General features: G+C 52.4%; 21 protein-coding genes. 12 read left to right on the top strand and 9 right to left on the bottom strand.

Going from position 1 to position 22,040, the window contains the following annotated elements; genetic code table 11:
- Positions 1–14 precede the first annotated feature (14 nt).
- The 5 genes from NST37_RS19095 to NST37_RS19075 all read left to right on the top strand — a co-directional run bounded on the left by NST37_RS19095 (position 15) and on the right by NST37_RS19075 (position 5,406).
- The gene (locus tag NST37_RS19095; RefSeq protein ID WP_339185659.1) at positions 15–1,631 is read left to right on the top strand and encodes a glycoside hydrolase family 3 N-terminal domain-containing protein; all 1,617 of its coding nucleotides are present in this window, start codon (positions 15–17) and stop codon (positions 1,629–1,631) included.
- 30 nt (positions 1,632–1,661) lie between these two features.
- Positions 1,662–2,153, top strand: coding sequence for a GNAT family N-acetyltransferase (locus NST37_RS19090; RefSeq protein WP_122957882.1), 492 nt, complete (start codon positions 1,662–1,664; stop codon positions 2,151–2,153).
- A 175-nt stretch (positions 2,154–2,328) separates the two neighbouring features.
- On the top strand, positions 2,329–3,498 hold the full coding sequence (gene nagA / locus NST37_RS19085) for an N-acetylglucosamine-6-phosphate deacetylase (RefSeq protein WP_243014031.1): 1,170 nt from the start codon (positions 2,329–2,331) through the stop codon (positions 3,496–3,498).
- Between the two features lie 465 nt (positions 3,499–3,963).
- The gene (locus NST37_RS19080; protein ID WP_141334132.1) at positions 3,964–4,461 is read left to right on the top strand and encodes a hypothetical protein; all 498 of its coding nucleotides are present in this window, start codon (positions 3,964–3,966) and stop codon (positions 4,459–4,461) included.
- Positions 4,462–4,497: 36 nt separating this feature from the next.
- Entirely contained in the window at positions 4,498–5,406 is a 909-nt protein-coding gene (locus tag NST37_RS19075) for a hypothetical protein (protein ID WP_024983923.1), read from the top strand.
- A 144-nt stretch (positions 5,407–5,550) separates the two neighbouring features.
- Here NST37_RS19075 and NST37_RS19070 read toward each other — a convergent pair whose 3' ends face one another.
- The 8 genes from NST37_RS19070 to NST37_RS19035 all read right to left on the bottom strand — a co-directional run bounded on the left by NST37_RS19070 (position 5,551) and on the right by NST37_RS19035 (position 14,649).
- Positions 5,551–6,867 (bottom strand): purine/pyrimidine permease, encoded by a 1,317-nt coding sequence (locus tag NST37_RS19070; RefSeq protein WP_339186799.1) that lies wholly within the window; start codon positions 6,865–6,867, stop codon positions 5,551–5,553.
- A 154-nt stretch (positions 6,868–7,021) separates the two neighbouring features.
- Positions 7,022–7,972, bottom strand: a complete 951-nt coding sequence (locus NST37_RS19065; protein ID WP_003388947.1) for a nucleoside hydrolase — start codon at positions 7,970–7,972, stop codon at positions 7,022–7,024.
- 59 nt (positions 7,973–8,031) lie between these two features.
- Positions 8,032–8,970, bottom strand: coding sequence for an ABC transporter permease (locus NST37_RS19060; protein ID WP_227277824.1), 939 nt, complete (start codon positions 8,968–8,970; stop codon positions 8,032–8,034).
- Positions 8,951–10,021 (bottom strand): ABC transporter permease, encoded by a 1,071-nt coding sequence (locus NST37_RS19055; RefSeq protein WP_251237547.1) that lies wholly within the window; start codon positions 10,019–10,021, stop codon positions 8,951–8,953. Before NST37_RS19055 ends, NST37_RS19060 begins: the two co-directional genes overlap by 20 nt.
- The gene (locus tag NST37_RS19050; RefSeq protein WP_339185658.1) at positions 10,018–11,556 is read right to left on the bottom strand and encodes an ABC transporter ATP-binding protein; all 1,539 of its coding nucleotides are present in this window, start codon (positions 11,554–11,556) and stop codon (positions 10,018–10,020) included. The genes NST37_RS19055 and NST37_RS19050 overlap by 4 nt, the downstream gene beginning before the upstream one ends.
- A gap of 24 nt (positions 11,557–11,580) precedes the next feature.
- Complete coding sequence (locus tag NST37_RS19045) at positions 11,581–12,666, bottom strand: BMP family ABC transporter substrate-binding protein (protein WP_003388954.1); 1,086 nt, start codon at positions 12,664–12,666, stop codon at positions 11,581–11,583.
- A gap of 46 nt (positions 12,667–12,712) precedes the next feature.
- The gene (gene rbsK, locus NST37_RS19040) at positions 12,713–13,645 is read right to left on the bottom strand and encodes a ribokinase (RefSeq protein ID WP_024983927.1); all 933 of its coding nucleotides are present in this window, start codon (positions 13,643–13,645) and stop codon (positions 12,713–12,715) included.
- Positions 13,642–14,649, bottom strand: a complete 1,008-nt coding sequence (locus NST37_RS19035; RefSeq protein ID WP_327956413.1) for a LacI family DNA-binding transcriptional regulator — start codon at positions 14,647–14,649, stop codon at positions 13,642–13,644. Before NST37_RS19035 ends, rbsK (NST37_RS19040) begins: the two co-directional genes overlap by 4 nt.
- A 355-nt stretch (positions 14,650–15,004) precedes the next feature.
- On the opposite strand from NST37_RS19035, the gene rbsK (NST37_RS19030) reads away from it, so the two are divergent.
- Positions 15,005–15,910, top strand: coding sequence for a ribokinase (gene rbsK, locus NST37_RS19030; protein WP_003388958.1), 906 nt, complete (start codon positions 15,005–15,007; stop codon positions 15,908–15,910).
- 79 nt (positions 15,911–15,989) lie between these two features.
- Here the strand turns inward: rbsK (NST37_RS19030) and NST37_RS19025 are convergent, their stop codons facing one another.
- Complete coding sequence (locus NST37_RS19025) at positions 15,990–16,532, bottom strand: PadR family transcriptional regulator (RefSeq protein WP_003388959.1); 543 nt, start codon at positions 16,530–16,532, stop codon at positions 15,990–15,992.
- A 280-nt stretch (positions 16,533–16,812) separates the two neighbouring features.
- Between NST37_RS19025 and sugE the strand changes: the two genes are divergently transcribed.
- The 6 genes from sugE (at position 16,813) to NST37_RS18995 (ending at position 22,032) form a co-directional block, all read left to right on the top strand.
- A complete protein-coding gene (sugE, locus tag NST37_RS19020) occupies positions 16,813–17,133 on the top strand; it encodes a quaternary ammonium compound efflux SMR transporter SugE (protein WP_339185657.1) in 321 nt (106 codons plus the stop codon).
- Positions 17,134–17,295: 162 nt separating this feature from the next.
- A complete protein-coding gene (locus NST37_RS19015) occupies positions 17,296–18,279 on the top strand; it encodes an ABC transporter ATP-binding protein (protein WP_003388961.1) in 984 nt (327 codons plus the stop codon).
- A complete protein-coding gene (locus NST37_RS19010; protein ID WP_003388962.1) occupies positions 18,276–19,130 on the top strand; it encodes an ABC transporter permease in 855 nt (284 codons plus the stop codon). Before NST37_RS19015 ends, NST37_RS19010 begins: the two co-directional genes overlap by 4 nt.
- The gene (locus tag NST37_RS19005; RefSeq protein WP_003388963.1) at positions 19,127–19,918 is read left to right on the top strand and encodes an ABC transporter permease; all 792 of its coding nucleotides are present in this window, start codon (positions 19,127–19,129) and stop codon (positions 19,916–19,918) included. The genes NST37_RS19010 and NST37_RS19005 overlap by 4 nt, the downstream gene beginning before the upstream one ends.
- 44 nt (positions 19,919–19,962) lie before the next feature.
- The gene (locus NST37_RS19000; protein ID WP_003388964.1) at positions 19,963–21,018 is read left to right on the top strand and encodes a spermidine/putrescine ABC transporter substrate-binding protein; all 1,056 of its coding nucleotides are present in this window, start codon (positions 19,963–19,965) and stop codon (positions 21,016–21,018) included.
- Between the two features lie 189 nt (positions 21,019–21,207).
- Entirely contained in the window at positions 21,208–22,032 is an 825-nt protein-coding gene (locus tag NST37_RS18995) for an alpha/beta hydrolase (protein ID WP_339185655.1), read from the top strand.
- The last annotated feature ends 8 nt before the right edge of the window (positions 22,033–22,040 follow it).

The raw sequence follows: 22,040 nt of genomic DNA, 5'->3' as shown, positions 1-22,040 counted from the left end.
GGGAGTGGAGCGAAATGAGAACGATCGGAGATTTGAGCTTGCGAGAAAAAATCGGACAAATGCTGGTGTGCGGCTTTGACGGCCATCAACCGACGGACGGGATTCGCGACTTGATCCGGCAATACGGGCTGGGCAACATCATCTACTTTAGCCGCAATGCCGGCTCGGTAGAACAAGTGCACAGGCTTTCAAGCGAGCTAAAGCAGTGGGCGGCAGAGCACAGCGACATTCCGCTGGGCATCGCAATTGATCAGGAGGGCGGGATGGTAACCCGTGTGACGAACGGAGTCACGCCCTTGCCGGGAAATATGGCCATTGGAGCTACCCGGGATGAGTCTGCCGCTTTTGAATTGGCCAGGATTAGCGGAAGTGAACTTCGTTTATTAGGCATAAATATAAACTTTGCTCCCGCAGTGGATATCAACAATAACCCGCTCAATCCCGTGATCGGCGTCCGCTCCTACGGGGAAACGCCGGAGCTGGTGAGCAGGATGGGGGTTGCGGCGGTTCGCGGCTTCCAGTCGGCGGGGATCGCGGCGACGGTGAAGCACTTCCCCGGACATGGGGATACGAGCGTGGACTCGCATTTTGACATACCAGTTCTCCCGCTTGATCGCAAGCGCTTGGAGCAGCTGGAGCTGGTGCCGTTCAAAAAGGCGGTGGAAGCGGGAGTAGACATGGTGATGACAGCGCATATCGTGCTGCCCGAAATCGAGCCGAATAAGCTGCCGAGCACGTTGTCTCCCGCAGTCATTACCGGTATTTTGAGAGAAGAATGGGGCTATGACGGCATCGTGATTACCGATTGCCTGGAGATGGACGCGATCGCCGCTCATTACGGTGTGGGGCCGGCTGCCGTCATGGCAGTCGAAGCAGGAGTCGACCTGATCATGGTCAGCCACCGGTACGACCGTCAGCGGGAAGCGTTTGAGGCCCTGCTGCAAGCCGTTATAGACGGCAGAATCTCTGAGGAGCGCATCGACCGATCCGTCACGAGAATCTTGCGGCTCAAGCAGCAGCGAAAGATGGAGGAGGCCATGCTTCCCTGGGAAGCTGTCGAACCCCGGCTGGAAGCAGCGGAAGAGCGGCGGACTGCCGAGCGGATCAGCGAGCAAAGCATCACGGTCGTAAAGGATGAAGGGAAGAACCTGCCGCTGCGGAGAGGAGCGGACACATGCGTCATCTGGCCGGTGGTCAGGGCGGCCAACGACGCGGACGAACGCTACGCGGACAAGGAGACGCTCGCTTCTTACCTGAGCAGTATGGGGATGCAGATTGTTGAAAACGTCGTAGCGACGAACCCGACACCCGAAGAGATCGCACAGGCAGTCGCCTCCAGCAAAGGCTTCGGGCAGGTCATCGTCGCCACGTACAATGCCGCCTTTTTCCCCGGGCAATCCAAGCTGGTCGACGAGCTGCTCGCCGTCCACGGAAAACGGCTGATCGTCGCAGCCATTCGCAATCCGTTTGATTACTCCCTCTTTCCCGAGGCGGGGACGTATGTATGCAGTTATGAAAGCAGACCGCTCGCCATGCAATCGCTGGCACGGGTGCTCACGGGCCGCGTTTCGCCGACGGGAAAGCTGCCGGTCACGCTGTCGACAAACTTTGCCTTCGGCTGGAGAGGGTAGTTGCGTTACAATAGAGGAGGACAAGGATCGATGAACGAATTTCAAGTCAGAGCGATTACACCGGAAGACAGGGGATGGCTGGCGGGCTTTTTGGAACAGCAGTGGGGCAGTCCGCAGATGGTCTACGGGGATCAAGTGTACCATTGCGACCAGCTTCCTGGTTTTGTCGCCCTGTACGGGGAAAAGACAGCGGGCTTGGTTACGTATACAGAGACAGGGGATGGTTGGCAGATCGTCTCCTTGGACAGCCTCCGCGAGGGAATGGGGATCGGCAGTGCCCTCATGCTCGCGGTAGAGCGGGCGGCTATGCAAAATGGAATAAAGCGGATATGGCTTTTGACGACCAATGACAATCTGAACGCGCTGCGTTTTTATCAAAAGCGCGGCTACGAATTGGTCGAGGTACGGCGAAACGCTGTGGAGCAGGCGAGAAGGCTGAAGCCCTCTATTCCCGTGATTGGCACGGACGGCATCCCTTTGCGAGACGAGATCGAGCTGGAGAAGCCGTTGAAGCTGGAATAACTGGTAAAGCTGGAACAGCTAATGAAGCTGGAGGAACCGTTTAAGCCGGAACAGCTGATGAAGCTGGAATACCCGGCGAGGCTAGGGCAAACCGTTTGCTTCCCCGTCAGGCGCAAGTCGCTCACAAGGCAGAAATCGTCTCAACACTAGCAGCATACGCATGGAGGGATACACAATGTCAGATAGATTTGCCCTGCGGGGAAGGGTGGTAGCGAACGGACAGGACATCCTGGACGGACTGGTCGTGGTGAATGGTACTGCCGTTGAGTATGCCGGAACGGCAGACGGGTACGGAAAGGAATGGCCGGAGCAAGTGGAGCGGGTGGAGAACGGCTTTATTTGTCCGGGGTTTGTGGATATGCATATGCACGGGATTGCCGGCAGCGACACGATGGACGGGACCCCTGAAGCGCTGCAGACGATTTCCCGTGCGCTGGCGGGCTATGGCGTCACTTCGTTTTTGGCGACCACGATGACCGCTCCTTATGCTGATTTGGAAAAGGCGATCCGCAATGTGGTGGCAGTATCTCGGCAGGGAATGGACGGAGCATCCATCGTCGGAATTCATCTGGAGGGGCCGTGGATCAACCCGAGGTACAAAGGAGCGCAAAAAGAGGAAAATATCGCAGTCCCCAAGCTGGAAGATGTTCGTCGTTTGCACGAGCTGGCCGATGGTCTTATGAAAGTAGTGACGATCGCACCGGAACAGCCCGAGGCGACCGAAGCGATTCAATGGCTGAAGGAGCAGGGAGTCGTCGTTTCCGCCGGGCATACCGGCGCCAGCTTCGACCAGGCAGGGAAAGCCGTGGAGAGCGGCGTCTGCCACTTCACCCACTGCTTCAATGCGATGACGGGTCTGCATCACCGTGAGCCGGGAGTCGTCGGCGCCGCCATGTATCACGAGCAGCTGAGCACCGAGCTGATCGCCGACGGCGTGCATGTGCATCCAGCCGTCATGCGGATTTTGTACCGCGTCAAATCGGCGGCGCGGCTCGCGCTGGTCAGCGACTCCATGCGCGCGGCCGCATTGGGCGAGGGCACGTACGATCTCGGCGGACAGGAAGTGCATGTCCGCGGTGCGGAAGCCCAACTGGCAGACGGTACCCTGGCCGGGAGCATCCTGACGCTGAACCGCGCCGTGCAAAACATGGTCGTGCTGTCGGGAGTGCCGCTTGCAGAAGCAGTGGCGATGGCATCGGAAACGCCTGCCAACATCCTTGGGCTTGGCACGCAGAAAGGAAAGCTGCAAGCCGGGTTTGACGCAGATCTGGTCGTGCTTGGGGACGATTTTGAAGTGCAATCTACTTATGTAAGCGGAAGGCTTGTTTATCGGGTGCAAAAGTAGAGTGACTGGGCGCTGTTTCCCTTTCTGCTTGGTAAGAGATTGCAGTCCAGTGATTAGCTTAATAGATAACAGTGAAAGACCGCCTAACTTATTAAGCTAAAGGCGGTCTGTTTTTGGGTAAAAATAAACTTTTAGATTTATATATTAACATTAGTCCAATATAGCCTAACTTCGAATGAGTGAAAAAAACAAGACTTGTGCATTCTTGATTAAGGCTCTATTTCGTTTTCAGACGTAAATTGCAGTAGTGTCTGGGCAAAGGTTTCAAAAATCTTATAAAGGCTACTTTATACTCGGAGGGATGCGCGAAACGACTGAAATTGCAAAGTAATGACCAAATATGGATTATTATGTAACATTCTCTCTTTTGCAACGTTAATGTAAATAGGAGGTGGTATCTACTATGTAATAACAATATGTTAGAGAATTAAAAAATATTAATTACGAAAGGTGGTAGCAAGATTAATGAAAAAATTTTTATCGTTAGGTTTAGCTCTCTCACTTGCGGTTGTTGGTAATTTTACTTTAATTGAAGGTGCATCTGCTAAAATATGTGACAACGACCCTACGTCAAGTTCAGGTTGCACCCATAATTACGATGGTTCTTGGACCTATAAAAGTGGCCAGTCAGGTAGTTATAACAAGGATCATCGCGTAATTTCAGAGCGAGGAGGTACTTGGTATGAATGGGGGATGGGGAGTCTACCAGCAGGACGTGCAACATTAGAAGTATACTTAGCAAATGCTGATTTCACAAATAGGGAAGCTATGTACTATATATTGCACCAAGGTTTGACATATGAGGAATATGTTGGTTCAGTCAATCAATATTCAGCTAGATCGGGTTGGAATGAAGTGGGGACCATGAGGCTAGATTCGGGTAAGACATGGGTTATTTTATATGGTAAGGATGAGAGTGGAAGATCAAATACCCAAACAGGTGCTGACGCTGTTTCTCTGTGATAAAAACGAATATAAATGAAAGGGAGGTTTTAACAGATGAAAAAGAAATTTGTAGCCATTCTTGCAACTTCCTTAGTAGGTCTTGGATTGACTGGATTTTATACACTGAAAGGGACTGCAGCGGAATCTACATCAAACGAAAGTAGTCAACAATACTCTTCACTTGAGGCGAACTCCACTAGTCATTCCTTGGTTTCCGTTCAAAATAAAATGCTGAATGCAATTGATCATTATCAAAGTGCTACAGGTTCTTACAGGGCTATACTGACGCCAATTGGCGTGGATGAGATAGTAGATTTTGAGGTTTATCGGGGAGCAAATCCTCGAAGCCATGTCAAAGTAATGGACAACAAGAGCAAAGTACTTAAGGAAACAGCTTTTGACGGAAACATGTTCATGTCGATTAATCATACCAATAAAACATATTTACAAAACAAAACAGCAACTCAACAGCAGACTGTGGCACTCGGCCAAAACACTCCTCGCTCATATAAAAATGATCAAGGAGAATTGGTATTCGTAAAAAGGCAGGACCCCGCTTTCTCAGGGGTGGCAAATGATGTATTATTCCCTCAAGACTATGCGTTTTGGTTAACACCTGACAATCATAAAGTAGTAGGAGAAGAAAAACTGTTAAATCGTACTTCAATCGTCATTGAAGGGGAGCATGACGATCCAATTTTGGCTGAAAAACATCAATCTACCCATTTTAAAATGTGGATAGATAAAGAAACGGGAGTATTGCTAAAATTAGTAGAGACAAATAGTAAAGATGAAGTTACGAACTCCATAGAAGTCCTTTCTATCGAGTTTGATAAACAGCAAGATGTTTCATCCTTGTCCAAAATGCAAGCTGTTCCTTCTGACTATAAAGATGTTTCGAAAAAGTTGAGGGATCGTGAAAATAGAGAGCAGAAAAAATCCGAGAAGGAAAATGAAAATTGAGTACGGAGATCATTTAGTAGGGCAGTTCCAAAAGTCTATCTGATGTAGACGAAAGGGACTGCCCTTTCTTCAGTGCGTAGGAGCTAGGCTTCCCTAAGAGTAGTTAGCCAGTTTTTTAAATCAAAACTACATACAAAAACACTTTTAATCCACGCTTTGTTTTTTCGTTGATTCACTACTCCTCTCCCTCCAAACCTGCTCCAGCCCCATCACAATCATCGTCCCAAACAACAGCCCGTTGCCCAGCGTATACCGGATGACCGACGGCAGCTCCTGAAAGACAGACGGCGGGAAAAACATCGAGCCTACACCAAAGAGCAGGCCGATCCCGATGATGGTCAGGCGGCGCTGGTCGAGCTGTGTCTGGACGAGCGATTGCAGGCCGATGCCGACCATCTGGACAAAGGAGGCGAGTACCGCCGCATACGCGACCGGGCCGGGAAGCATGGTCAGCAGCCGGATCACGCCGGGGAAGAAGGCAGCAGCAGCCATGATCAGGCAGGCCAGGAGAAACGGAATGCTGCTCCTTTGACCAGTGAGCCGAACGAAGCCGGCCGAGCCGGATAGAGGCACCATTCCAACTGTCGAGAAAAGGGCGGACAGCAGATGGGAAAAACCGCCGACTACCGAGCTGCGGGAAAGCTCCGCAGGCTCCAGTCCGGGCGTTCCCGTTTGCACCTGCTTCATCGCCGCGATGCTGGCGAAGGTGTTGGACAGCAGGATCATGACGATCAATATACTCGATGCGGCCATGCCTGGATCCCACAGCGGAGCTCCCCAGGCGAGCGCTTCGGGAACCTGGAGCAAGGTCTCGGCAGGGGCCGGATGCTTCCATATGCCCGCTATGTAGAAGGCCACGCAGCCCGTCAGGATGCCGATCAGAACCGCATAGCTTTTCACCCAGCCCTTTCCGCGAAAAGAGAGAACGAGGACTGTGGAAAAAACGAGAAGAGCGAGCAGTGCCGACGTCCAATCCGCTTTCGCCGGATTGCCGCTCACACCGGCCATTCCCTGCAAAAACGTTCCGCTTACCTGCAAGGCGAGCAGAAGCAGGTATACCCCCGATACGAGCGGAGTAAACAAGGGAAGCATGCGGCGCACCAGTCCGGTCACCCCGAACAGGATGAGCAGTACGCCTGCCGCGATCATGCCGGATTCCAAAAGCTGGAGCGTTTCGGATACATTGGCGCCGGTACGGACAGCGGTCTCTCCCATGATGATAAAGACGACGAGCCAGGTGCCAGCCGGTCCATCCACGATGGGGAACCGGTGGCCGAGCCAGCCCTGCAAAAAGGAACTGATCCCGACGATAAAAAAGGTCCGCTGCATCAGTCCGGCAATGTCCGGATCGGGCAGATGAAAGACTTGGCCGATAACGATAGGAAGGGCGACTGCATTGGCCAGTAAAAATACCAGCCATTGCAGCGCCCCGATCCCGTGGTTTAATCCTTGTTTGTTCATGTTCACTTTAGCTTATCTCCGTTTAGTTGAATTTGATTATTCGAATCGTTCGGTATGTGATTCAGGGGATCGGGTGAAGAAGAGGGTCAGACGTTATTTGCGATCCGTGAACTTCTCATGAAACACGCTATCGCTTAAAAGGAAGCGTCTCTTGTTAAAAGACGGACAGCAGATGATGAGGAATCTTCTCCGCATCCACGTCTACGCATACTTCGATTTCATGGCCTTCGCTCGGCTTGGTGCGCAGATCGGCCACTACTGAACCGGCGCAGTACACACCCTCAGTCTCGATGCTTACTTTCATCGTTTGCGTGCGAACCACCCATGGCATACGCGCTACGAGAACCGTAAGCGGATCATGCGTCGGGCAAGCGCCCATCAGGTTGTCTACTTGCCAATAGAAGCGGAAATAATGCTGCAGGGCGTCGTTCATGTACTGCACGATCGGCTTGTTTTCCGGGCGGCAGTAGCCTGCGGCTGCATCGAGGTGCTGCTGTGTCAGTCTGACCTTCATCGTAACGTCCAGTCCGACCATGGTGATTTTCAGGCCGGATTTCATAACAGCCGCGACTGCCTCAGGATCGCCGCGGAAGTTGGCTTCCGCTTTCGGCGTCACATTGCCGGGAGCAAAGACCGTTCCGCCCATGATATAGACGCGCTTCACTTTTTTCGGAAGCTCCGGATCGATCTCGAGCGCTTCCGCCAGGTTGGTCAATCGGCCGAGGGTGACCAAGGTCAATTCCCCGCCCAATTCATTTGCCTTGCGGACGATAAACTGAGCCGCCGACTCGGAGAGTGCCTGCTGCTCGGAAGCGGGCAGGTCCACGTCTCCGATCCCGTTGTTCCCGTGAACGTGGGAGACCGGGCCGGCCCATTCGCGGGTGAGCGGCTTGGCAGCTCCCATGGCTACCGGGACTTCATAGCCGGGATTGGCCAGCTTGATCAAGCGCAGAGTGTTGTCAGTTGCCTGCGCCACACTGGCGTTGCCAAATACCGTAGTGATGCCTTCTACTTTGACATCTGGCGCTTTCAATGCGTGAAGGATCGCGAGAGAATCATCAATACCGGTGTCTGCGTCGATGAGCATTCTGATTACGTCTGTCATGGCAAATACCTCCAAAAAGTTCATTCCCCGATCAAAAGGCGATGGGGAATGGAATGAATTTACGTAAATAAAGTTTTGCGATGCTTGCGGATGGCGTAAACAACGAGCGCGACGATCGTTACGATGTACGGCACCATCTTGATGAATTGGCTCGGAATGACATTTCCGGGTGTCGTTTCGATAATCATCGTCATCGCTGTTGCCAGCGCAAACACGGCGGAACCGGCTAAAATTCCAAACGGATTGCGGTTTCCGAAAATGACGACGGCAAGCGCCAAAAATCCGGTACCGGCTGTCATGTCGCGAACGAACATGCTGGTCATCCCCATCGAGAGATAAGACCCTGCCAAGCCGGCGAAGAAACCGCTCCAAACGAGTGCCGAATACTGAATCCGTACGACCGGAATCCCGAGTGAGCGGGCTGCGCCTGGTTCTTCCCCGGTGGCACGCAAATGGGTTCCATAAGGAGTGTGGTACAAAAGATAGTAGCAAAAGACAACTGCGAGAATGGAAACCCAGACCATCAAGTTATGTCCGCTCAACAGCTTCCCGATAAATGGAATTTGATCCAGGAACGGAATGACGATATTGGGAATGGACACTGGATTCTCCGGTACATAGCTACCGTGGGAATCGTACAAAATGCTCATCATCAGTACCGTGATGCCGGCGCCGAAAATATTGACGGCAAATCCGGTGACGATGATGTCCACGTTCATTTTCAGCGAGAAGAACGCCATTGCGTAGCTGACAATCATTGCGGCAAGCACGCCGGCAGCCATCCCGATGATCCAACTGCCTGTAGCAGAACCTGCAGCGACCGAAGTAAATGCGGATACGAGCATCAGTCCTTCGATCCCGATGTTGATTACACCGGCACGGTCGGTCATCAGACCGCCCAATGCCCCGAGCAGAATAGGGGGCATCATCCGCAGGAGGATGACAAACAGCGTTAAGTTAATGGTTTGTTCCCACAGACTACTTAGCAACGCGCTCACCTCCACGGGACGACATCAGTTTGCGCTGTTTCAGGTAAGCGAAGATCGCTTGAGAAGAGACGAAAATCACCAACAATGCTTGAATAATGATTGCCAAATCTCGAGGAACGTCGCTGTTTGCCTGCATGATCTGGCCGCCTACCTGCAAATAGGCATAGAAGAAGGCCGACAGCAAAACAGCGATAGGGTGGTTGCGAGCCAAAAGAGAGACGATGATTCCGTCAAATCCGAGGCCGGCAGAAAAGTTGTCTTTCAACGTTCCGTGAAGGCCGATCACTTCGACGGTACCGCCCAGACCGGCAAGTGCGCCGCTGATGGCGATACTGAGAATCAGCACTTTTTTCGGCTTGATGCCGCCGTACTCCGCAAACAGCGGGTTTTTCCCTACTGTGCGAAGCTCATAACCGGTTTTGGTCTTGTACAGCAGCAGGTATACAGCCAGAGCTGCCAGCAGGGCAAGCAGGAAGCCCGCGTGTGTAGGGAATCCGTCAAACATGGGTCCCAGCTTCGCGCTTTCCTGTACAAACGGAAGACGGGCAAAGCCGCCGCTGTCCGGTGCCTTGAAAACGTAGTTCAGCAAATAAGAAACAAACAGCGTGGCGATAAAGTTAAACATCAACGTAGAAACGATCTCGTCAGCTTTGAAATAAGCCTTTAGCACACCGGGCAAAAAGCCGTATAACGCTCCTCCGATCAGCGCCGCTAGAACTACGAGCGGAATGTGAACCCAAGGAGACATGTCAGGCAGATAGACGGCCACCAAAGCACCGGTCAACGCACCGATATACAACTGACCTTCTGCCCCCATGCTGAACACGCCGCTTTGAAAGACGACGACAATCGCCAGACCAGTGAAGACGAGAGGAATCATCCGGTTGAGAATCGAACCGAAGCTGAACAGCGTCGTGAACGGTTCGATCAGCAATGCTTGCAGCGCCGCGACAGGCTCATCGCTCACGAGAAAGATGACGAAGATACCGATGACCAGCGCCGCGACAATAGCCAATAAGATACCGAGGAGATCGAGGTATACTGCACTTCGCTGATTCATGTGGCACTCGCCCTCTTTTCTTGCTTTTTAACGCCCAACATGTAGAAGCCGATTTCTTCTTCGGTCAGGCTCTCTGAATTTTCCAAAATAACGGCCAGCTCTCCATTGTAGAGAACCCCGATCCGGTCGCTCAGGCTCATCACTTCTGACAGGTCGGCAGAGACGAGCAGGACCGCTGCTCCTTCGTCGCGCTTTTTGACGATCTCCTTGTGGATGAACTCGATGGAGCCGATGTCGACGCCTCGCGTCGGCTGGGCGGCGATCAGCAGCTTGGGATTTTTGGAAATCTCCCGGGCGACGACGATTTTTTGAATGTTTCCGCCTGACAGTGCCCCCGCCAGCGTATCGCGGCTCTGGGTGCGAATATCAAATTCCTGGATCAGCTTGTCCGCATGCTCATTGATTTTCTTTTGATTGAGAAAGAGACCGCGTCGAAACGATTTGTCACGATACAAATCCAGGATCAAATTTTCCTTGATAGAGGAAGTCAGGCAGGCACCTCTGGTCTGTCGATCTTCCGGAATGTGGCCAATCCCGATGTTGCGAATTTCTTCGATGCTTTTTCCTGCCAAATCTTGGCTGAGAAAGGTAATGCGGTCCTTGAAGTTTTTGCGGAAGCCGGTAATGACTTCGATCAATTCAGTCTGGCCGTTTCCTTCCACACCGGCGATGCCGAAGATTTCACCAGCTCGCACCTGGAAGGAAATATCGTTCAACACCTGCTTGCCCGTTTCTGATACATAGCTGACCTCATCGAGTGAGAGAACGGTCTCTTTGGGCTTGGCGGGCTGCTTTTCGACCCGCAACAGCACATCCCGTCCTACCATCAAGCGCGAAATCTCTTCTTTGGAGGTTTCGGAGGTAATCAGGGTAGAGATGGTTTTTCCTGCACGCAAAACCGTGATTCGGTCGGAAATTTCCATGACTTCATTCAGCTTGTGCGTGATAAAGATGATCGTATAGCCTTGTGACACCAGCTTCTTCAAAGATTGGAACAGTTCATCCGTTTCCTGAGGGGTGAGGACCGCGGTCGGCTCATCGAGAATGATGAGCCGCGCTCCACGGTACAAAACCTTCAAGATTTCTACGCGCTGCTTCAGGCCTACGGAAATGTTCTCTACTTTGGCATTCGGATCGACCTTGAGGCCGAACTCTTGAATCAGACGTTGCGTTTCCGCGATGGCTTTTTGATGGTCGGACAGGACACCCTTTGTCGGCTCGGAGCCGAGCACGATGTTTTGGGCGACAGTGAAGGAGGGGACCAGCATAAAATGCTGGTGCACCATCCCGATTTCGTATTTGATCGCATCTTTTGGACTCTTCAGAACGACTTTGTCGCCCCGGTAAAAAATATCCCCTTCGGTAGGGCTCTCAAGACCGAACAAAATCTTCATCAGTGTCGATTTTCCTGCACCGTTTTCGCCTACAAGTGCATGGATTTCGCCTTGTCGGACGGAGAACGAAACGCCTTGATTGGCTTTTGTGCCATTCGGATACACCTTGTGTATATTGCGCATTTCCAGCAGGTCAGCCATGGCGTACCTCCTAATTCATCTTGATTAATCTTGTTTAATCTTGATTTCTCCGCTGACTACTTTTACTTGAAGCTCGTCCATCTTGTCGCGGATTGCTTGCGGAACATGCTCGTTGTACAGATCGTCCTTCGCCAGGCCTACACCTTCTTCGTAAATACCGAGAGACTCGTTTTGGCCGAATGGCAGGTCGCCTTTTTTGTACAAATCGATGGCGCGGTAGATCGAGTTTCCAACGTTTTTCAGCATAGAGGTAAGAACGTGACCCGGTTGTACCATGTTTTGGTTGCTGTTGACACCGATTGCATATTTGCCGGATTCTTTAGCCGCTTCCAGACCGCCGATACCTGCAGGACCAGCAACGGTGAAGATGATGTCAACGTTTTGGGAGTTGTATTGGGCCAGGGACAGCTCTTTGCCTTTTGGCGCATTGTTGAAGTCGCCGACAAAGGAAGAGATGACTTTTACTTCAGGATCGATAAACTGTGCGCCTTGCTCATAACCAGCTTTAAAGTCGTTGATGATCGGAATGTCCATACCGCCGAGGAAGCCGATGGTTTTATCCGGGTTGGCCGCTTTCAAATCTGTGCTCGTAGTTACCATCGCGGCAAAAGCGCCAGCCAGGAAGGAGCCTTCGCGTTGGTTGTATCTCACAGAGTAGATGTTTGGCACATCGGTAATGGTTTCATCAAAATAGATGAACTTTTGCTCAGGATAACGCTTGGCCAGATCGATCGTCGTTTCTTTCATTTGGCTTGTCCCAACGACAATGACCTCGTATTTTTTGCTTGCGACCATGGATTCCAGACCGGTAGGCCAGTCGGATTGGTTAGCTCCGCCTTGAACGGTTTTTACTTCGATGCCCAGCTCTTTTTCCGCTTTGTCCAGTCCTTCTTTCGCGGAGTCGAAGAACCCGCTGTCTCCCAGGTTTCCGCTTACATAGTAGCCGACAGACAATTTCTTTTCTGCCGATGCATCTGTTTTTGCATCGCCTTTGCTCGCCTCTTTCGGCTTCGCAGCGTTGTCAGCTCCGGAACCTCCGCCGCAGCCGGTCAAGGCCATGGACAGAATCAAAAGACTTGCTCCAATTTTTCCCAACAGACTTTTCTTCATGTTGTTTCCCCCATTTTTTATATGAAAATTAGTGAAACCGATGGAATTATTCCGGCTGCAGGAGCTGCAATGCGAACGCTTTCACTTCATCCAGCGTTGGCATTCCAGCCTGTGCGCCAAATCGGGTAACGGCAAGTGCCGATACTTTTCCGGCAAAGCGGACGGCCTTGTCCAGTTCGTAGCCGATTGACAGGGCGTAGCCAAGGCCAGCGTTGAAAGCATCGCCGGCGCCGGTCGTATCCATGACCTGCACATGATGGGCCGGGACGGATACGAGATTTTTCCCCGACTCCTTGTACACAGAGCCTGCTGCGCCAAGTGTAGTGACCACACAGCGGGGACCCATTTCCAGGAGGGCATCGATTGCTTTTTCGAGGCCGTCTCCATAAGGGTCAATACCGGTGAGCAGGTAAAGCTCGGAGCGGTTTGGCGTCATGTAGTCGACAGACTGCATCAGGCCCAAAGGAAGCTTTTGAGCAGGTGCTGGATTCAAAATGACGGTTTTCCCGTGCCGCTTCGCCAGCTGTGCCGAAGCGACTACTGTCTCCAACGGTATCTCCAGCTGGAGGAGGACCAGATCGGCAGCGGCAATTGTCTCCTCGAGTCCTTCGATATTCTCGGGCAGGCAAAGTGCGTTTGCCCCAGGAACGACGACAATGTGATTGTCATCGTGAGCAATCATGATAGAAGCAAGACCAGTAGGAGCATCGGAAGTCTTGGTCACGCGCTTGGTGACGACCTGGTTGTCTGCAAGCGACTGTGTCAGCGCTCCTCCGAAAGCGTCGTCACCAACCATTCCGACCATGACGGTATGTGCTCCCAGCCTGGAAGCGGCTACGGCCTGATTCCCGCCTTTGCCGCCGGGGATGAAGTGAGCCCTGGTGCCTGTAATGGTCTCTCCCACTTGTGGAAAACGGGGAGCTTCGACGACGATGTCCATATTCAGACTCCCGATGACCACAATGTTTGGTTGTCTCATGGTGTTTTCATGTCCTTTCTCGTAGAGCCTCTTGCGATCAATTCCACATCGAATTCATAGATTTGATTGTCAACAGCCACTCCCTCGATTTTTTGAATCAATAAGCGGGTCGACAATGCTCCCATGTCATAAATCGGCTGAGAGATGGTCGTCAACTCCGGCTCGGTAATTACGGTCAGCTCGATGCCGTCAAAGCCGCACAGGGCGACTTGATTCGGAACGGACAAGCCCATTTGCTGCAATTTTTTCAAAGCCCCGAGCGCCATCAGGTCATTGCCGGCAAAGATGCCGTCCACGTCGGGATGACGGGCCAGCAGATGTTCGACGGCCTCCATCCCTCCGTTGATCCGGAAGTGGCCGGGGACCATCAGGCTCGGGGTAAACCACTCAAAATGACGGACGGAGTCCTCGTAGCCGAGCAGTCGCTCTTTTCCTGTCGCCGTTTCCTGCGGTCCGTAGATGTGGGCGATTTTTTTGCACCCGATCTCCAGCAGATGGCGGACAGCCAGGGTCGCTCCCTCGTAATTCTTGGAGCGGACGACATAACAGGAGGCTTTTGAAGGAGCACGATCGAGAAGGACGAGTGGAATGCCGGCTTCGTTCATGGCGCTGATATCGGCCGCCTTCAATGAATGCGTGGCAAACAGAATGCCGTCAACATACCGTTTTTTCAGCACGTTGATATACGTTTGCTCTTTGCCGGAATCGTTGTCGGAGTTGCAGATCAGTACGGTATACCCGTACAAACGAGCGACGTCTTCCACTGCACGGGCCAGCTCGGAAAAAAACGGGTTGGAAATATCGGGCATGATGATTGCGATCGTTTCCGTTTTTTTGCTGGCCAAGCCTCTCGCCACTTTGTTCGGTTCGTAGTTCAACATTTTGATGGCCTGCTGCACGGCCTGTTCCGTTTCTTTGTTGACGTAACCGTTCTTGTTGATGACACGGGAGACAGTTGCTACCGAGACACCGGCGAGCTTAGCCACATCTCTAATCGTTGCCAATCAGCACCATCCTCTTTGTAATCAGGATTGCAATGAAAAACCGATTACATATTGATGAAAAAGGGTGAAAACCTAGATTTTTCAGGCGTTTGCGAGTGTTTTTGATCATTGTGTGTAACCGGTTACACATCGGATAGGTCTAATAGTGAGCGATTAAGGATAATCTTGTCAAACATAAGATTCAGAATTTTTTGTTTCCATTATTTAGAAAATTTATGTAAATCTCTCCTCTGGCAAGGATGGAGTCCGACAGGGAAAACGATCGGACTGATCGGAATCAAAGGAAACGAAGGGATGAGAAGCGAAAATGGAGAGAATGAGAAACAGGCGATGTTAGAAAGCGGGGAAATCAGAGATGAATATTGTTGTTGTCGGCAGTCTCAATATGGATCTCGTATCGCACGTCCCTCGCTTGCCGAAAGCGGGGGAAACGATTACGAGCACATCGTTTCAAACCATTCCGGGAGGGAAGGGCGCCAATCAGGCTGTAGCCGCGGCAAGGCTGGGCGCTAACGTGCATATGATCGGAAAGGTGGGCTGCGATACATATGGGGACATGCTGCTGGAAAGCTTGGCTGATTCACTCGTAAATACAGGAGGCATCGGGAGGGAGGGGACGACGGGAATGGCCTTGATCAACGTCAGCGGCCGCGGCGAGAACAATATTGTGCTTGTTCCGGGCGCCAATGGCATGATGGGAAAGGCGGACATTGATCGGCACATACGGCTGCTGGAGGGCTGTGACGTTCTGTTGGTTCAACTGGAAATCCCGCTTGCAGTCGTGGAATATGCAGTCAAACTGGCGCATGATAGGGGCAAACTGGTTGTTTTGAATCCGGCTCCCGCCCAATCGCTGTCGCCTTCGTTTTTGCGGCATGTCGATACGGTCACTCCCAATGAAACGGAGCTTGAGCTTTTGTCGGGAATGCCCGTAGAGACGCTGTCCGAAATCGAAGCGGCTGCGGAAAAGCTGCTCGGACTAGGTCCGAAGCGTATCGTTGTGACGATGGGAGAGAAGGGGGCGCTCATCGTCAATGCGGATGGAGCGACACACATCCCCGCCCTTAAAGTGCAGGCGGTGGATACGACGGCTGCGGGGGATTCCTTTACGGCAGCCTTTACCGTCGGAATGGCAAAGGGGATGACCGACGAAGAGGCGGGCACATTCGCCAGCAGGGTTGCGGCGATTGCCGTGACCAGGCACGGAGCGCAGCCTTCCCTGCCGACCCTCGCGGAGGTGGATGCCCTGCAGGCAGAATAAACATGAAAGACAGGGAACGGCTGCAGCGGCGCCACCACAATGGAACGCTGCAGCCAGGTCCAAGGACAGGCAGCGTAAATTAAGCCTGCTGATCCAGCAGCTCCATCACCCAGCGGCACCAGTTCAGCTCCTCGCGCATACTGCTAACTCCCCTGCTCAAGAGGATGTATTCGCCGAAATACGGTGAACCGTGGTCTTGAGGCGTACCGTCGCAAGCAAGCTTCAGCTCTTCCAAAAAGGTTTCATACATGTTCAGTTGTTCCAGGCAATGGGCTTCTCTTTCTTCAAACAGCTTTCGAGCGGTGTTGCGGTCAGTCAGCCAGAGGCAATACGTTTTCAGAAACAGCTCGTCGCGCAGGACCGGCTCGGAGGTGGACTGGGTCAGCCACTCGCGAAGTGCAGTCCGCCCTTTTTCTGTAATGGAATACACTTTCTTGTCTGGCCGATCTGTCTGCGGAACCCGCGTAAATTCCAAATAGCCCTCCTGCTCCATCTTGGCCAGCAGAGGATAGATTTGACTGTGTTTGGCCTGCCAGAACGGTTGCAGTTGGAGCATCAGGTCATAGCCGGAGCTGGGTGTACGCGCTACCAGTCCAAGCAATCCATACGCCAGAGTGTTCAAGGGTGTACCCTCCTGATTCCTATTAATAGCGTAATTATATAAAGAGAGGACAGGGGTTTCAACCGAGCCTTGAGCTGTTGAAAGCCTCTTTTTTTGACGTTTCGCTAAATTGCTGGTAGTAGTGTGTGTAAAGAATGGATAGGTTATTTTCAGCAGGTGGGCCGCAAAGGTCACTGAGCATGCTCTCTCGCGTTCTTGCAGGCCGAAATATAACCCTGGCCGGGTATCAGTTCCTTCGGTGTTTGAAACAATAAGGGGGAACATCAGGAGGGATGGCAGCATGGCTTGGGTTTATTTGGTGATTGCGGGATTGTTTGAAGTCGTTTGGGCGATCGGGTTGAAATACAGCGAAGGGTGGAGCAAGCTGGTGCCGAGTGCAATTACTGTAGTTGGCATGGGCATCAGCTTTTACTTTTTGTCTATGGCACTCAAAGCGCTTCCAATCGGGACGGCATATGCGATTTGGACGGGCATTGGCGCTGTTGGAACGGTCGTTGTCGGCATGATCGCATTTGGGGAGCCGAGCAATATCATGCGGATCGTCTTCTTGCTTTGCATCATTGCGGGGATTGTCGGATTGAAGCTGACAGCCGGAGGGTGATTGAACGGTCGGGAAGCATTTTTCTTCAGGAGCAGCAAGGTTTTCTCCTGTCGGCAAAAAAAGTTTGCGCAACCTTTCGAAACTGTTTACAAAACGTGTCATACACGATATATTTACCTAGATTGGTATGAGCAAATAGACATATTGTGAGAAGATGACCGAATGAAAACGATGATAAATCTGGAATCAATTGAAAAACACTTTTCCGGTTCTGTCGTGGTTCCGCCACTCTCCCTTTCCATCCAGGAAGGGGAATTTCTAACGCTTTTGGGGCCAAGCGGCTGCGGGAAGACGACACTGCTCCGCATGATTGCCGGCTTTGAGCAGCCGACAGCGGGGGAAATTTACCTGGACGGCAAGGCGCTGACCAGCATTCCTCCCTATCAGCGGGACATGAACATGGTTTTCCAGCAATACGCCCTGTTCCCCCACATGAATGTCGAACAGAACATTCTGTTTGGACTGAAGATGAAGAAAGTAGAGGCGGCGGAGCAACAGCGGAGGCTGGAGGAAGTGCTGCAGTACACGCAGCTTGTCGAGCTGCGCAAGCGTACGCCGAAGCAGCTCTCCGGAGGGCAACAGCAGCGGGTGGCGATCGCGCGGGCGATCGTGAACAACCCGAAAGTGCTGCTGCTTGACGAACCGCTGGGAGCACTGGATTACCAGTTGCGAAAAAGCTTGCAGCTTGAGTTGAAAAATTTGCAGAAAAATTTGGGCATTACATTTATTTACGTAACGCACGATCAAGAAGAAGCGATGGCTATGTCTGATCGCATCGCCGTCATGAACAAAGGGCGGATCGAGCAAATTGCCACGCCGGCAGAAATCTACAATCATCCCAAGACGCTGTTCGTCGCTACCTTTATCGGGGAGAACAATATTTTCAGAAGCGGCGATGCCAGCATTGCGGTCAGACCGGAGAAGATCAAGATCTATCCGAAAGATTCCGAGCTGGACAAGCATCGCAAAAACGGCACGATCACCGATATGGTTTTCCTCGGCAACATGAGCAAGCTGTTTATCCGCCTCGAGAGCGAGGAGATGACGGTGCTGGCTCATGAGTACGCGACAGAGAGCCGGGGCTGGCAGGCAGGGGATCAGGTGGCGATCGGATGGTCGCAGGCAGACGAGGTGATGCTCACTTGAAAAACGGAAAGCAGTTGAAGATTTTGGCGCTGCCGGCTTTCGTTTGGCTGGGGGCGCTCTTCGTCTTGCCGATGTTGATGATTACTGCGCTGTCTTTTATGAAGCGCGGAACATACGGGCAGGTCGTCTATGAGTTTACGCTGAACAACTACGCCCGGATGATCGATCCGCTCTACATTCAGATTTTTTTTGACACCTTTCTCGTAGCGGTGCTGACAACGGCCATTTCTCTCGTGTGCGCCTACCCGATGGCTTACTACATTTCCCGCATGGATCGGTCTGCCCAGAAGATCTGGCTGCTGCTCGTCATGATCCCGTTTTGGATCAACTTTCTGGTCCGTTCCTACGCCTGGGTCATCATCCTGCGTTCGCAGGGAGTGATCAACACGTTCCTGCTCTCGACCGGATTGATTCAAGAGCCTTTGCCCTTGCTGTACAATTTCGGCTCGGTGATGGTAGGGATGGTGTACACGCTGCTGCCGTTCATGGTCCTGCCGATTTACGTTTCGCTGGAGCAGCTCGACAGGCGGAAGCTGGAAGCCGCCTACGATCTGGGCGCAACGCCGTGGAAGACGTTTTGGCACGTAACCCTTCCCTTGACGAAATCGGGTGTCATTACCGGCTCGATTCTGGTCTTCGTCTCCTCGATCGGGATGTTCGTCGTGCCCGACGTGATGGGCGGAGCGAAGTCCGCGCTGATGGGAAACGTCATCCAAAATCAGTTCTTGTCAGCTCGTGACTGGCCGTTCGGGTCTGCTCTCTCGATCGTCCTGATGCTGCTGTCCATGGTGTTGATCTACCTCTACTACCGCGCGGTCAACGCCGCCGAGGCAAAGGAGGGGACGGCATGAAAGCGCTGAGACATCGTACAATGGCCGGATATTCCTGGGCCATGCTCGTCTTTTTATACTTGCCGATCGCTGTATTGATGCTGTATTCGTTCAACGACTCGCGGATCAATGCTGTCTGGTCGGGCTTTACCTGGAAATGGTACGTATCCCTGTTTGACAACAGGCAGGTCATGGAGGCTTTGTGGAACAGCCTGAGCATCGCCTTGATCAGCAGTGTGCTGGCGACTGTGTTTGGCACCGCTGCCGCGCTTGCGATGAAGCACTACTCGCTCAGATGGAGAAGCGTGTTCAACGGGCTGACCTACTTGCCCATCGTTATCCCGGAAATCATGATGGGTCTGTCTCTGCTGGTCTTGTTCAGCCAGATTCATCTCGAGCTGGGCAAACTGACGCTGATCATGGCTCACGTCACCTTCAGTCTGCCGTACGTGATCGTCATCATCAACACGCGGCTGGCCGACATGGGCAAGGAGCTGGAAGAAGCGGCGCAGGATCTGGGCGCGACTGCGTGGGAGACCTTGCGTCACATCACGCTGCCTTTGATTTCACCCAGTATTATCGCCGGGTTTCTGATGTCCTTTACCTTGTCGCTGGACGATTTTGTTATCTCGTTTTTCGTAGCGGGTCCCAATTCGACGACCTTGCCGCTGTACATCTACGGACTGGTCAAACGCGGTGTATCTCCTGAGGTAAACGCCCTGTCGACGCTGCTGATCGTCTTTACTGTACTGCTCGTTGTTGCGGCTGAGTTGTTCCGCCGCAAAGATTCCAAGTCGCTCACTTTTTAAGTGGACATACACCCAAACAAAAGACTGGAGGTTGAAAAAGAAAGATGAAAAAGTGGAAATCCCTGATGATTGGCGCCGTGGCCGCCGCTCTTGCCGTTACTGCCGCAGGCTGTTCTTCTTCTTCTACCGAAGAGGAGCAGGTGCTGAATATCTACAGCTGGGCAGACAACTTCAATCCTGACGTGATCAAGGACTTTGAACAGAAGTACAACGTCAAGGTAAACTACGATATTTACGGCAGCAACGAAGAAATGCTGGCGAAAATCCAGGCGGGCGCATCCGGCTACGACCTGATCCAGCCGTCGGATTACATGGTAGCCACCATGATCAAGCTGGGGCTTCTGGAAGAACTGAACAAAGAAAATATCCCGAACGAAAAAAATATTGTTTCTACCTTCCAAACGCCGCCGTTCGACCCGGGCAACAAGCATTCGCTCGTCTACACCTGGGGAATTACGGGAATCGCGTACAACAAAAAGTACGTGAAAGGCGAGATCACCAGCTGGCAGGACCTGTGGAATCCGGAGTACAAAGGCCGTGTCATCATGCTCAACGACCCGCGTGAGGTCATGGGCGTCGGGCTGATCAAAAACGGGTTTTCCAACAGCACCAAGGACAAGGGCGAGCTGGAAAAAGCATTTGCAGACCTAAAAACGCTTTTGCCGAGCGTAGTCGCTTTTGACACGGACAACATCAAGCAAAAAATGATCGCAGAGGAAGCGTGGATCGGTACAGTCTGGTCCGGCGACGCAGCGATCATCAACGGCGAGAACCCGGATGTCGAATACGTCGTGCCGAAAGAGGGCGCAACGATCTGGGCAGACACCCTGGCAATTCCGAAAGGCGCCAAGCACAAGGAGCTGGCGGAGAAGTTCATCAACTACCTGATGGACCCGGAAGTAAGCGTGAAAAACTACGAGTGGATCGGCTACAGCAATCCGAACGAAAAGGCCTATCCGCTGCACAGCGAAGAATACCGCGCAAACAAGATGATCTTCCTGGATAAAGAGGACATGGCTCGCGCAGAGTGGCTCGTTGACGTAGGGGATACCCTCCAGGAGTACGACCGCTACTGGACAGAGATGAAGAGCGGCCGCTAAGAGACGAGTGGCTTCGTTGTACAGGATGGGACATAAGGTTTGACAACAGCAGCAGCCGAGCAGAAAATTTGTTTTCTGCTCAGGCTGCTTTTTTCGTTGCGCGATAAAATTGTGAAAAATATATGCTCCTTCGATATTTTCTGGATATTTAACGGCATCTGTGAGATAGTGAAAGGGAGGTGACAAAAAATGGGAAAAACTTCAGGGAGAGCAGCGGGGTTTATAGAAGCAAACGGCACGTCTTTTTACTATGAAGCGTGTGGCGAAGGAGAGCCTCTTCTATTGATTCACGGTCTCAATTTGGACACGCGGATGTGGGCCGAGCAGCTTTCCGCCTTTTCCGAGCGGTATCGGGTCATCAGCTTTGACCTGCGAGGGATGGGACAGACACCGAATGCAGAAGAGCCGTTTACCCTCTACGATGATGCCAGAGCAGTGCTGCAAGGACTCGGGTTAGCCGCGGCTCACGTTGTCGGCCACTCCTTTGGCAGTGTAGTCGCACAGGAGCTTGTCCTGGCCTACCCGGAGATGGTGAAAAGCCTTGTGCTCGTATCTCCGACCTTGACAGGGTATCCGCGGTCTGAGCGAAGGATGCAGGATTTTGCCCGCTTTGTCGAAATCTATGAAACAGGTACAAAGGAAGAGACCGTAGAAATGTCGGCCCGGATGTGGTTTGACGGGCCAGGACAAGCAGCACGGGATGAAAGCCAGCAGGCGAGAGCAAAGTACCTCCAAATGACAGCGCACGCTTACGATCTGCCGCAGCTGAAAAACCCGCCGCTCTGGCTTGCACCTCCTCCGATTGAGCGACTTGAAGAGATCGCTGTGCCTACGCTGGTGATCGCTGGGCAGAAAGATTACGAAGACTTCCAAAAGATGGCGGAGGAGCTTGAAGCGCGGATTCCAAACGCTGAAAAAATCCTTCTTCCAGACTCGGCCCATCTCCCGCCAATGGATCAAGCCCCTGTATTTAACCGGATTGTCCTGTCGTTTTTGGAACAGGCACGACAGTAATGAGCTGT

Origin of the sequence: Brevibacillus sp. FSL K6-6036 (assembly GCF_037964015.1) — a bacterium.
GTDB classification, from domain to species: domain Bacteria; phylum Bacillota; class Bacilli; order Brevibacillales; family Brevibacillaceae; genus Brevibacillus; species Brevibacillus borstelensis.
The sequence above is the reverse complement of the archived record's forward strand: the minus strand, read 5'-3'. Positions and strand labels throughout refer to the sequence as shown.